This is a genomic window from Streptomyces sp. NPDC044003, from assembly GCF_056435185.1.
Window position 1 is genome coordinate 1427650 of sequence record NZ_JBWKFA010000001.1, and the last position, 10176, is coordinate 1437825.

Below are 10176 nucleotides of genomic sequence, written 5' to 3' on the forward strand. Positions count from 1 at the left end.
TAGCGGCGCTAGATCCCAGGAGGGGTCATCATGCTCAACGCACTCCAGGTATTCACCACCGTGATCGTCGGCCTGATGGTGGGGGTGGAGTTCGCCGTCGCCTTCGTCATGAACCGGATCTTCAGCGCGCTCCCCGAGGACAGCGACCAGCTCGCCCGCGCCCATGGGGGCCGGATGCTGGGCGCCCTGATGCCGTTCTGGTACATCGGCTCGCTGGTCCTGAGCGCGGTCTGGGCGGTCGCAGGATGGCAGGACCACGGCACCGGACTCGTCGTCGTCGCGGCCAGGCTGCTGATCGTGAGCGTGATCATGTCGGTCCTGTTGCTCGTCCCGATCAACAACCGGGGCAAGACGTGGACCCCCGAGAACCGGCCCGCGGACTGGAAAGAGCAGATGAACCGCTGGGACCGCTACCACTACGTCCGCGTCGCCGTCATCATCGCCGCCTTCACCCTGCTGGTCGCCGCCCTCGTCTGAGCCCGATCACCGAACGAAGACTCGTGAGGAGACGCACCATGTCGTTGAAGAAGATCAACACCGTTCTCGCCGCCGCCTTCATCCTCTTCATCCTCTGGTTCGGGACGGAGTACATCCTGAGCCCGCAGACCACGGCGCCGGGCTACGGCCTGCCCAGCCGGCCGTCCGGCGACGGTGGCGGCTTCCTGGTCGTCAAGGGAATCCGCGACGTCGTCCTGGCCCTGGTCCTGGGCATCCTGCTGGTGACGGGCCACCGCCGGGCGCTGGGCTGGGCGCTGCTGGTGGAGGCCTTCGCCGCGTACGGCGACATGACCAACGTGCTGGCCCACCACGGCTCCGTCCCCGTCGCGCTCGGCATCCACGGCCTGACCGCGACGCTGATGGTGGTCAACGGCCTGCTGATGCTGCACGAGACCCGGAAGGTCGCGGCCGCTCCGGCGACGCTCGCCCCGCAGCCCGCCTGATCCTCGTACGAGCGCCTACGATCGGTACATGACCGATTCTTCGCGTCTTTCGCTCTGGTCCCGGGACTCGTTCCTGTCCATCGGTTCGGTCGGCTCGACCCTGTCGATCGGCTCGGTCGGGTCGTTCCTCTCGGTCGGGTCGATCGGCTCCGCCGCCTCGGCGCTCTCCGTCGGGTCGTGGGCGAGCGTCGGCTCGCTGCTGTCGGCGCGGTCGTGCTGGTCGGTGCTTTCGTACCGCTCCGGCCGGGGCGTAATGGCCGCCGGGGCCGTCGCGGTGCTGGCGACCGCCGTGGCCGTACGGGCGACGCGAACGGCCCCCTCCGTACGCTGACGGAAGGGGCCGGAGGCGGCGGCGCGGGGCTACTACTCGATGCTCGTGAATCCCCCCGGATTCACGGGCAGTTGGAGATGTTGCCGGCGAGGACGGCGGTGGAGCCGTTCGACAGGAGCGTGGCCGCTCCCAGCGTCAGGCCGAGCGCGGCGACCGCCGTGGCGAGCAGGGCGCCGACGCGGGTCTTGATCGTCATGGAGGCTCCTCCCCCTACGGGCGGTTGATGACGGTGCCGGCGACGACGGACTGCGGGCCCTGCTCGCCGAACGTGCCGAAACCGACCGCCAGGAGCGTCGCGGCGAAGGCCACGACGACGGCTGCGGCCATGCGGGTCTTGATGCTCATGAATCCCCCTGGAGTTACGGGCAGTTGGAGACGTTGCCGGCCAGGACCAGGTACTTCGGGCCCTGCGTGTCGAGGGCGGCCGTGGCACCGAGCGCCAGGGCGGTGGCCGCGAAGGCGACGGCGACGGTCGTCGCGAGGCGCTTCTTGATGGTCATGCGAACTCCCCAAATATCGGCCCCCTGCCGACAGTTGACATGATCATCGCATATTTTCAGCCACTCCCGGACGCAGCCACCGCAGCCGCCCCGCCAGCTCCGGGTCCGCCTCGAACGCCTCCGTGATGCGGGCCGGATCCTCGGCGAGGTGGTCCCAGGAGTCGTAGTGCAGGGGGATCACCGTGCGCGCCCCGAGGGTGCGGGCGAGGGCCGCGCCCTCCGTCGCGCTCATCGAGAAGGCGCGGTCGCCGGTGGACGGGAAGTGCGCGTCGCCGAGGTGGAGGAAGGCCGTGTCGATACGGAAGCGCTCGCCGATCTCCGTCAGGGCGTCGTGGCGGACGGTGTCCCCGGAGACGTACAGCGTGCCGCCCTCGTACGCGACGACGAAGCCCGTGACGGGGCCGGTGACCTGCTCCGTACCCTCCGGGCCGTGGCGGGCCGGGGTCGACGTGACCGTCACGGTCGTCGTTCCCGTCGTGACCTTTCGGCTCTCCCAGGTGGCGAGCCCTTCCGCCCGGCCGCCCAGGCGTTCGGCGGCCTCCGGGGTGGTCAGTACCAGCTCGGCGCCGGCCAGGACCTCGCGGCCGGTCGGGTCCAGGTTGTCGGCGTGCTGGTCGTGCGAGAGCAGCACCAGGTCGACGGGCGGGAGTTCGGCGGCGGTCAGCGCCGGGCCCGCGGTGCGGTGGAGCGGGCGGGCGCCCGGGTAGTCGGCGGGGGCCGGGTCCAGGGCGGGGTCGGTGAGGATCGTGAGGTCACCGATGCGGAGGAGGACGGTCGCCGTACCCAGGTAGGTGGCGGTGACGGTGTCCGGCCGGGCGTTCGCCGCGCCCGGGCCGGCGGCGGTCACGCTCACGACCGGGCCTCGATCTTGGCCTGGAGCGCGCCGAGCAGGCCCTGGAGCAGCTCGATCGTCGTCTCGTCCGTGAGGTTGCCGTCCGCGTCGAAGCGCTCGTGCGAGCGGAAGACGTGCACCTCGGGCTTCACGACGACGTCGCTGTCGGTCCAGACGAAGACCTGGCGGAGGGCGAGCTGCGCCCGGACCGTGCCGAAGTTGGTGGGCGCGGCGCCGAGGATCGCGACGGGCTTGCGGTGCAGCGGGAGGCCCTCGGTCTTGGTCCAGTCGGTGGAGAGCCAGTCGAGCGCGTTCTTGAGGACGCCGGGGATGGAGTAGTTGAACTCGGGGGTGGCGATGAGGAGTCCGTCCGCCGCCGCGACCCGGCGGCGCAGCTCCTCGACGACGGCCGGGCGCTTCTCCGGGGTGTCGAGGTCCAGGTCGTACGGCGGGATCTCGCGCAGGCCCTCGTAGATCTCGATCTCCTGGCCGCCGGGGTTGAACTTCTGGGCGGCGCGCAGCAGTTGCGTGTTGTGCGAGGTGGCGCGGAGCGAGCCGGAGATGGCGAGGATCGTGGACGCGGACATGGGAACCCCCCGTTCGTCGGGTGAGCCGGCGGGTGCCGGACTCGACGACCACGAAGCTAAACCGATCGGTTCATTCTGTCAACGAAACAGTTCAGTCTTGACAGTGAACTGAATGGTGTAGTTCATTCGAGGCATGGCCGCTGACGCACTCACGACAGAGCGGGCCGTCGCCCGCACAGCCCGCCCCTTCCACACGCACGAGGGCGCCGGATTCCCCGTACGCCGACCGTTCCCCACCGAGGAACTCTCCTTCGTGGACCCCTTCCTGATGATCGATCAGGTCGGTCCGATCGAGCTCGCGCCCGGCGAGGCGAAGGGCGCTCCCCCGCACCCGCACCGGGGCTTCGAGACGATCCAGTACGTCCTCGACGGCGACATCGCGAACGCCGACTCCCGCGGCCACCGCGCCGTCGTCCGCGCGGGCGGCGTCCAGTGGCTCACCGCCGGTTCCGGCATCGTCCACGAGGCCCTGCCCACACCGGAGTTCCTCGCCTCGGGCGGCCGGCAGCACATGCTCCAGATCTGGCTGAACCTCCCCGCCCACCTCAAGGGCGTCCCGCCGCGGAGCCAGAACGTCGAGGCCGGCGACCTGCCCGTGGCCGTCACCCCGGACGGCGCCGAACTGACCGTCCTCGCCGGGACCAGCCACGGCGTGACCGGCCCCTTCGAGACCCGTACGCCGGTACTCGTCGCCCACGGGCGGCTCGCGCCGGGCAGCAGCGCCGAGTTCGGCGCCCCGGCGGGGCACAACGCGATGGTGTACGTGATGCGGGGCGAGGCCACGGTGTCCGGCGAGCACCTCCCGGACGGCCACCTCGCGGTGCTCACGAGGGACGGCGAACGCTTCACGGTCGAGGCCCGGGCCGAGGCCGCCGAGGTCCTGGTCCTGACGGGCGAACCGATCGGCGAGCCGGTGGCCCGGAGCGGCCCGTTCGTGATGAACACGGCGGCGGAACTTCGCGAGGCGGAGCGGGACTTCAGGCAGGGGCGGATGGGGCGGATGCCGGTATGACGACGGTGTCGCCACGACCGCAGAGCGCGGACACGGGCGCGGGTGCGGGTGCGGGTGCGGGTGGGGACACGGGCACGGGCGCGGGCGCGGGCAGGGACACGGGCGCGGGCAGGGACTGGACCCCCGACCCTGACCCGACCTCGACTCCGACCCCCGCCCCCACACCCCCGTCCGCCCCCGCCCGGACCGGGCTCCTCCTCGCCGCTCTCGCCGCTCCCGCCGCCATGGGGGTGTCCGGGCCCAGCCTCGTGCTGCCCGAGGCCGCCCGGGCCCTCGACGCCACCCCCGCCGGCGCCGCCTGGCTGATGACCGCGTTCGGGCTCGGCATGGCCGTCGGCACCCCGCTGCTCTCGGCCACCGCCGGCGGGCGGCGCGGGCCCCGCGGGGTCGTCGAGGCCGCCGCCGTCCTCGTCGCCCTCGGCGCGCTCCTCGTGCTCCTCGCGCCGAACCTGCCCCTGGCGATCGCGGGCCGCGCCCTGGAGGCGGCCGGTGCGGCGGGCCTGAACGTCGCCGCCTTCCAGCTCGCCGGGCGGGACCGTTCGGGCCGTCTCCCGGGCCTGGTCGCGATCGGCAGCGCGACCGGCGGCACCGTGGGCCTGTTCGCGGGGGCGGCGGTCGCCGGCGCCGTGGGCTGGCGCGGCGCCCTGGTCCTCCCGCTCCTGAGCCTGCTCTCCCTGCGCCCGGTCCTCCGCCTGGCGGGCCGGGAACGACCGGAGGCCGCGGAGTACCCCCGTACCACCCCGTCCCTCCCCCTCGACATCCTCCGCGACCGCCGCTTCCTCGCCGCCTCCGCGCTGATGCTGGCGCTCTCCACCGTCAACTTCGCCCTGCTGTACGCCGCTCCGCGCCGCGTCGCCGCGCTCACCGGCTGGGGCGTGGTGGAGACCGGGGCCTTCGCGTCCGTCGCCGCGCTCGCGGGGGCGCTGCTGTCCTGGCAGCTGGTCCGCGCGGCCCCGGCGCTGGGCCCCGCCCGGCTCAAGACCGTCCTCGCGCTCGGTTCGGCCGCCGCCCTGGTCCTCGCCGTGGCCGCGCCCTGGCCGGTGGCCGTCCTCGTCGGCTCGGGGACCAGCGCGCTGGTCACGGCCGGCGGCCAGGGGCTGCTCACGGGCGCGGCGACCGGGGGTCTGCCGGCGGCCCGGCAGGGGCCGGCGATCGGCCTGTTCAACCTGGCCTTCCTGATCGGCGTCGCGGCGGGCCCCGCCCTCGCGGCCTTTGCAGACCAAACCGTTCAGTTCATATAGTGAGGCGCGCCGCCACCGTACGTACCGACCGAAGGACCACCGCCATGGACGCCGCCGACGCCCTCGACGAGTACGGCATCCCGATCATCCCGGACCCCGCCGACGCCGCCTCGCGCAAGCGCCAGGCGATCATCGACGCGGCGCTCGCGGAGTTCCTCGCGGAGGGGTACTCGGCGGCCTCGATGGACGCGATCACCCGCGGTTCCGGCGTCTCGAAGGCGACGATCTACAAGCACTTCGGCAGCAAGGAACGCCTGTTCCTCGCCGTCATCGGCGGCGTCCTGCCGAAGACGTACGCCGATCTGGAGCCGTCCAACTCGACCATCGCCGACGCCCCCGACCTGCGGGCCGCGCTCGTCCGGCTCACCACCGACTGGGCCCGGATCCTGCTGCGCCCGGACATCATGTCGCTGCGGCGCCTGGTCATCGGCGAGATCGACCGCTTCCCGCAGCTCGGGCAGCTCTGGTACCGGGTCAGCTACGACATGAACAACGGCCCGCTGATCGAGGCCTTCACCGAGCTGAACGCCCGGGGCACCCTCGACGCGCCCGACCCGGCGCTCGCCGTGCAGCAGCTGGTGGCGGCGACGGTGGGAGTGCCGCAGCTCGTCCGTACCTTCTCCCCGGACGCGGAGATCGACGACGCGGAGCTGACGCGGGTGATCAGCTCGGGAGTGGATCTGTTCCTGGCGCGGTACGCGCGCGCCTGAGGCTGCGGACCCACGCGAGGACCAGCAGGGCGAGGGCCCAGCCACCGGTGGTGAGGAGCTGGGTACGGCTGGCGGCGTCGCCCAGCATGAAGAGAAGCACCCCGCCGATGGAGGCGAGCGCGACGGCAGCGCGCGTGGACGGCCCGTGCAGCCGCAGGTGGGAGGCGGCGATCAGCGCCCAGACCAGCAGGATCGCGGCGCCGATGGAGTTGAGCAGGAACGGGAAGACCGTGCGCGGCCAGACCATGCTGAGCACGACCGAGACGAACCCGAACGCGGCGGAGGCGAGGACGGCGGCGTACGGGACGCCCGACCGTCCGCCGAGCCGGCCGAGGGCGCGGGGCGCGTCGCCGCGCCCGACGAGGGCGTACAGCATGCGGGAGGAGCCGTAGATGTTGGCGTTCATGGCGGAGAGCAGAGCCACGAGGACGACGGCCTTCATGAGGTCGGCGGCGCCGGGGACGCCGATCCGGCCCATGACGGCGGCGTACGGGCCGTCGGCCACGGCCGGGTCGTTCCACGGGACGAGCGCGACGATGACGGCCATCGAGCCGAGGTAGCAGACGGCGACCCGCCACATGACGGCCCGGACGCCCGCCCGCACGGCGCGGACCGGGTCGTCGCACTCGGCGGCGGCGATGGTGACGGTCTCCAGCCCGCCGAAGGCGAAGACGGCGGCGACGATGCCGACGGCGACGCCGTGCCAGCCGTGCGGCAGGAAGCCGCCGTCGTGGAGGAGATGCCCGGCCCCGGGAGAGGGCGCTCCGGGCATCAGCCCGACGACCACGACGACGCCGAGCAGCAGGAATCCGGCGATGGCGACGATCTTCAGCCCGGCGAACCAGAACTCCAGCTCGCCGAAGTTCCGTACGCCGGCGAGGTTGCTCGCGGTGAACACGCTCATGAAGACGGCCACCCACACCCAGCCGGGCACGGCGGGCAGCCAGCCGCCGACGATGTGCGCCGCGGCGACGGCCTCGGCGGCGACGCTCACGACGAGCAGCGCCCAGTACATCCACCCGGCGAGCAGCCCGGCCCACGGACCGAAGGCCGTCCGCGCGTGCTCGGCGAAGGAACCGGTCACGGGACGGGCGGCGGACATCTCCCCGAGCATCCGCATGACGAGCACGGTCAGCACGCCGGCGAGGGCGTACGAGACGAGGATCCCGGGCCCGGCGGCCGCGATCCCGACCCCGGACCCTACGAACAGCCCGGCCCCGATGGCCCCACCCAACGCGATCATGGCCAGATGCCGCTGCCGCAGCCCGGCTCCGAGTACCCGCCCTGTCACGATTCCCCCCGAAATTCAGACGACCAGCGCAGGAGCCTGACGCCTGCCCCGTCGGACGGCAAGCGGATCCCGTGTACTGAGACGTCCCGGGACGGGTGAGAGCGGCCCCCGCGCCGACGGCCTACGCCCCGGCGGTCACCCGCCGGAGCGGGAGTCCGCCGTGGGACGGCGGCCGAACCACAGGCAGAGGGCGGCCGCCACCGCCGATGCGAAAGCGGCCAGGACGAAGGTGGGGGCGAGGTTGTCGTCCGGGTAGCGGGCGCCCACGGCCCGGGCGGTCGCCGGGTCGTCGGCGGCGACCTCCAGGGGGACGGCGAGGCCGACCCCGGCCTGTCGTAGCAGGTCCGGGTCGAGGAGGACGTCGTCCGTGCTGGTGCGGTAGCTGCGGCCGTCGACGGCGTACGAGATCACGTACGAGAACTGACCGTTCTTGGTCAGCGGGATGGCGCGGCTGATCACGCCCTCCACCCGCACGGGTGCCGCGTCGATCCGCGCTCCGGCGCGGAACTGCCCGAGGGCGCTTTCCCCGAAGAACACGAGCAGCAGCAACGCTGCTGCCGTTCCTCCGAGTTGGATCCATCTGTGCAGTCCCCCGGGAAGCATCACCGCTCCGTACTAAGCCCGACGGCCGCCCCGCGTCAACCCTGCATCACCAGCCTCACCGCGAGCACGACGATCAGCGTGCTCGACGCGAGCGCCGTGCCGAGCCGGCCCCGGGCGCCCGTCAGGGTCCGGCCGAGAAGGGTGCCGCCGAGGGCGAGCAGGAGTTGCCAGCTCGCGGAGGCGACGAGGGCGGCGAGGACGAAGGCCGTGCGGTCGGGCAGCGTCTCGGGTGCCGAGGGGCCCGTGGCGAGGATGAGGGCGGCGAAGTAGATCACCGTCATGGGGTTGAGGATCGTGATGCCCAGGAAGGTCGCGTACGCGCGGGCGGGTGTCAGGGCCGTACCGTCGTCGCGGGACGCGAGGCCGCCGTCGCGGTACGCGGCCAGGGCGCCCCACGCGGCCCGCAGGGCCAGCACGGCGAGCACCACGGCGGACGCCCACCGCAGCGGGGTCATCACCGGGGCGAGGACGGGCACGAGCGCGGAACCGCCCGCCACGGCGATCAGGGCGTACACCCCGTCGGCCGTGGCGACGCCGAGGGCCGCACCGGCGCCCGTACGCCACCCGGCCCGGGCCGTGACGGCCACCAGGTAGGCGCCGACCGCGCCGACCGGGATCGCGATGCCGTAGCCGGCCAGCAGGCCGGCCACCACCACGGCCGTCACGCGACGGCGGGGATCGCGCCTCCGGGGGAGCCGGGCTGCTGCTGTCGGCGGTAGTCCGCGCCGTCCTTCGTACGGACGAGGAACCCGCCGGTCACCAGATACCGGCGAAGCGCGGAGAAGTCCTCGTGCACGGTGAGCAGGGCCTCGTTGACCTCGGGCTCACGGTAGGTCCGGTCCGCCTCGAAGAGGGTCGCCACGAGATGCGCGAGCAGCGCCTCACGGCGGGCCGGCTTGCGCGGGATCGCCTGGAGACGCCCGTCGGCGGAGAACAGGTCCGCGACGGGGCGGACGGCGGGGTGACTGGTCATGCCCGAGAGCCTGGCGCCGTACGCCCCGCCCCGCAAAGCATTTTCAGCCGGCGACGATGTTCACGGCCTTCTGGAAGCTCGGCATGGCCGGCGGCATCCCGGTCCGCTCGAAGATCGGCTTCGCCTTCTCCACGAAGGCGAGGAAGTTCTCCTCCGAGTCGAAGAAGTCGGTGATCCGCCACCCGCCGCCGTTCGCGTCCGGCCCGGACGCATGCGCGATAAACCCGGCCGGCGGAAACCACTCGGCGGCCTGGATCAGCCGCGTGGCCTCCTCGTACTGCTCCTGGGTCCCGCCGGGAATCTCGACGGTGACGACGACGCCCTTGCGCATGGTCCTGCTCCTGTACGTACGGGAAGGGGTTCCCGCCCAGCAGACCAGCCGCCCCCGCGCCCCGCACGGCGACGGGCCCGAACGAGCTAGTGCCGTGGCCGTACGGGTTCGCCGGGACGGGGGCCGTCGGACGACCGTTCTGCGAGGCTGAAGCGGTGACAGATGCCGTTCAGTCCCCGTTCGGGAGGGGCCGGCCGCCCCGGCGGATGCCCTGTTCGGGCCGACTGCCCAGAAAGACCCTGCGGAAGACACCTCCCGCCCTCCCGCCCAGGAGCCTCCCCGGCTCGAAGAGGCCCGCGCGCTCGTCGGCGCCCTGCCGGTCCTCTCCCCCGCTCTGCGGCACATCCCGCCCGGCATGCGCGAGGAGCTCGCCCGCCTCGCCGCCCGCTGGCTCGACGCCGGCCACGCCTCCACCGACGTCCACGAACACATCCTGCGTGGACTGCCCGGTGACGGGACTCGCGTACACCGGCCCGGCGGACTCGTCCGGTACCTCCTCCGGGACGTGCCCCTCCGGGAACTGCCGTCCCCGCCCGACTCCGGACCACGGACCTCCGCGCGGCTCGCAGGCGCACGGGAGTGCTCCCGGTGACCACGTCCAGACGATGCTGTTCCGGCCCGTCGCGGACGAGATGCTCTGCCCCCGGTGCACCACAGACCGAAGGCCCGTCGCTGCCACCCTGGTGGGTGGTGGCGACGGGCCTGGCGAGGGTTCCCATCAGTCGGCTCACTTGGGGTCTCGGTTGAACACCGCCTTGGACCAGAAGTAGCCGAGGGTGGCGAGGGCGAGGCACCAGGCGAGGGCGAGCCAGCCGTTGTAGCCG

Annotated in this window: 17 protein-coding genes and 1 pseudogene; 6 read left to right on the top strand and 12 right to left on the bottom strand. The window is 72.9% G+C overall.

What is annotated here, in order from left to right:
• The first annotated feature begins 30 nt into the window (after positions 1 to 30).
• Genes AC07AW_RS06590 through AC07AW_RS06600 form a run of 3 tightly spaced genes read left to right on the top strand, consistent with a single transcriptional unit; the run spans position 31 to position 1272 of the window.
• Complete coding sequence (locus AC07AW_RS06590) at positions 31 to 477, top strand: anthrone oxygenase family protein (protein ID WP_478814336.1); 447 nt, start codon at positions 31 to 33, stop codon at positions 475 to 477.
• A 38-nt stretch (positions 478 to 515) separates the two neighbouring features.
• On the top strand, positions 516 to 941 hold the full coding sequence (locus AC07AW_RS06595) for a DUF4267 domain-containing protein (protein WP_478814337.1): 426 nt from the start codon (positions 516 to 518) through the stop codon (positions 939 to 941).
• 28 nt (positions 942 to 969) lie between these two features.
• Positions 970 to 1272, top strand: a complete 303-nt coding sequence (locus AC07AW_RS06600; RefSeq protein WP_478814338.1) for a hypothetical protein — start codon at positions 970 to 972, stop codon at positions 1270 to 1272.
• A gap of 61 nt (positions 1273 to 1333) precedes the next feature.
• On the opposite strand, the gene AC07AW_RS06605 is transcribed toward AC07AW_RS06600, so the two are convergent.
• The 5 genes from AC07AW_RS06605 to AC07AW_RS06625 are packed head-to-tail and all read right to left on the bottom strand — an operon-like array spanning position 1334 to position 3191.
• Positions 1334 to 1468, bottom strand: a complete 135-nt coding sequence (locus AC07AW_RS06605) for a hypothetical protein (protein WP_478814339.1) — start codon at positions 1466 to 1468, stop codon at positions 1334 to 1336.
• Positions 1469 to 1482: 14 nt separating this feature from the next.
• The gene (locus tag AC07AW_RS06610; protein ID WP_478814340.1) at positions 1483 to 1617 is read right to left on the bottom strand and encodes a hypothetical protein; all 135 of its coding nucleotides are present in this window, start codon (positions 1615 to 1617) and stop codon (positions 1483 to 1485) included.
• A 14-nt stretch (positions 1618 to 1631) separates the two neighbouring features.
• On the bottom strand, positions 1632 to 1772 hold the full coding sequence (locus AC07AW_RS06615) for a hypothetical protein (protein ID WP_478814341.1): 141 nt from the start codon (positions 1770 to 1772) through the stop codon (positions 1632 to 1634).
• Between the two features lie 43 nt (positions 1773 to 1815).
• Positions 1816 to 2625, bottom strand: coding sequence for an MBL fold metallo-hydrolase (locus AC07AW_RS06620; RefSeq protein ID WP_478814342.1), 810 nt, complete (start codon positions 2623 to 2625; stop codon positions 1816 to 1818).
• Positions 2622 to 3191: an NADPH-dependent FMN reductase gene (locus AC07AW_RS06625; RefSeq protein ID WP_478814343.1), complete on the bottom strand. Its 570-nt coding sequence runs from the start codon at positions 3189 to 3191 to the stop codon at positions 2622 to 2624. Before AC07AW_RS06625 ends, AC07AW_RS06620 begins: the two co-directional genes overlap by 4 nt.
• Positions 3192 to 3324: 133 nt before the next feature.
• On the opposite strand from AC07AW_RS06625, the gene AC07AW_RS06630 reads away from it, so the two are divergent.
• From AC07AW_RS06630 to AC07AW_RS06640, 3 genes are read left to right on the top strand one after another with little or no spacing between them, the layout of a single operon-like run.
• Positions 3325 to 4203, top strand: a complete 879-nt coding sequence (locus AC07AW_RS06630) for a pirin family protein (RefSeq protein ID WP_478814344.1) — start codon at positions 3325 to 3327, stop codon at positions 4201 to 4203.
• Complete coding sequence (locus tag AC07AW_RS06635; protein ID WP_478814345.1) at positions 4200 to 5444, top strand: MFS transporter; 1245 nt, start codon at positions 4200 to 4202, stop codon at positions 5442 to 5444. Before AC07AW_RS06630 ends, AC07AW_RS06635 begins: the two co-directional genes overlap by 4 nt.
• Positions 5445 to 5488: 44 nt before the next feature.
• Positions 5489 to 6154 carry a TetR/AcrR family transcriptional regulator gene (locus tag AC07AW_RS06640; protein WP_478814346.1) on the top strand — a complete coding sequence of 222 codons (666 nt, stop codon included), beginning with the start codon at positions 5489 to 5491 and terminating at the stop codon, positions 6152 to 6154.
• Here AC07AW_RS06640 and AC07AW_RS06645 read toward each other — a convergent pair.
• From AC07AW_RS06645 to AC07AW_RS06675, 7 genes and pseudogenes are all read right to left on the bottom strand, one after another.
• Positions 6108 to 7397 (bottom strand): amino acid permease, encoded by a 1290-nt coding sequence (locus AC07AW_RS06645; protein ID WP_478814401.1) that lies wholly within the window; start codon positions 7395 to 7397, stop codon positions 6108 to 6110. The genes AC07AW_RS06640 and AC07AW_RS06645 overlap by 47 nt on opposite strands.
• 183 nt (positions 7398 to 7580) lie before the next feature.
• Complete coding sequence (locus AC07AW_RS06650) at positions 7581 to 7994, bottom strand: hypothetical protein (RefSeq protein ID WP_478814347.1); 414 nt, start codon at positions 7992 to 7994, stop codon at positions 7581 to 7583.
• 89 nt (positions 7995 to 8083) lie between these two features.
• Positions 8084 to 8713, bottom strand: coding sequence for a LysE family transporter (locus AC07AW_RS06655; RefSeq protein WP_478814348.1), 630 nt, complete (start codon positions 8711 to 8713; stop codon positions 8084 to 8086).
• Positions 8710 to 9021 (bottom strand): DUF2087 domain-containing protein, encoded by a 312-nt coding sequence (locus AC07AW_RS06660; RefSeq protein ID WP_478814349.1) that lies wholly within the window; start codon positions 9019 to 9021, stop codon positions 8710 to 8712. The genes AC07AW_RS06655 and AC07AW_RS06660 overlap by 4 nt, the downstream gene beginning before the upstream one ends.
• A 43-nt stretch (positions 9022 to 9064) precedes the next feature.
• Positions 9065 to 9352, bottom strand: coding sequence for a hypothetical protein (locus tag AC07AW_RS06665; protein ID WP_478814350.1), 288 nt, complete (start codon positions 9350 to 9352; stop codon positions 9065 to 9067).
• A gap of 169 nt (positions 9353 to 9521) precedes the next feature.
• Complete coding sequence (locus tag AC07AW_RS06670) at positions 9522 to 9776, bottom strand: hypothetical protein (protein WP_478814351.1); 255 nt, start codon at positions 9774 to 9776, stop codon at positions 9522 to 9524.
• A gap of 303 nt (positions 9777 to 10079) precedes the next feature.
• Positions 10080 to 10176 (bottom strand): annotated as a pseudogene (locus AC07AW_RS06675) (ABC transporter permease); the annotation flags it as partial.

Bases quoted from the DNA above. Each gene is read 5' to 3' on its own strand.
- AC07AW_RS06590 (WP_478814336.1), top strand. From the start codon at position 31: ATGCTCAACGCACTCCAGGTATTCACCACCGTGATCGTCGGCCTGATG.
- AC07AW_RS06595 (WP_478814337.1), top strand. From the start codon at position 516: ATGTCGTTGAAGAAGATCAACACCGTTCTCGCCGCCGCCTTCATCCTC.
- AC07AW_RS06600 (WP_478814338.1), top strand. From the start codon at position 970: ATGACCGATTCTTCGCGTCTTTCGCTCTGGTCCCGGGACTCGTTCCTG.
- AC07AW_RS06605 (WP_478814339.1), bottom strand. From the start codon at position 1,468: ATGACGATCAAGACCCGCGTCGGCGCCCTGCTCGCCACGGCGGTCGCC.
- AC07AW_RS06610 (WP_478814340.1), bottom strand. From the start codon at position 1,617: ATGAGCATCAAGACCCGCATGGCCGCAGCCGTCGTCGTGGCCTTCGCC.
- AC07AW_RS06615 (WP_478814341.1), bottom strand. From the start codon at position 1,772: ATGACCATCAAGAAGCGCCTCGCGACGACCGTCGCCGTCGCCTTCGCG.
- AC07AW_RS06625 (WP_478814343.1), bottom strand. From the start codon at position 3,191: ATGTCCGCGTCCACGATCCTCGCCATCTCCGGCTCGCTCCGCGCCACC.
- AC07AW_RS06630 (WP_478814344.1), top strand. From the start codon at position 3,325: ATGGCCGCTGACGCACTCACGACAGAGCGGGCCGTCGCCCGCACAGCC.
- AC07AW_RS06635 (WP_478814345.1), top strand. From the start codon at position 4,200: ATGACGACGGTGTCGCCACGACCGCAGAGCGCGGACACGGGCGCGGGT.
- AC07AW_RS06640 (WP_478814346.1), top strand. From the start codon at position 5,489: ATGGACGCCGCCGACGCCCTCGACGAGTACGGCATCCCGATCATCCCG.
- AC07AW_RS06645 (WP_478814401.1), bottom strand. From the start codon at position 7,397: ATGATCGCGTTGGGTGGGGCCATCGGGGCCGGGCTGTTCGTAGGGTCC.
- AC07AW_RS06660 (WP_478814349.1), bottom strand. From the start codon at position 9,021: ATGACCAGTCACCCCGCCGTCCGCCCCGTCGCGGACCTGTTCTCCGCC.
- AC07AW_RS06665 (WP_478814350.1), bottom strand. From the start codon at position 9,352: ATGCGCAAGGGCGTCGTCGTCACCGTCGAGATTCCCGGCGGGACCCAG.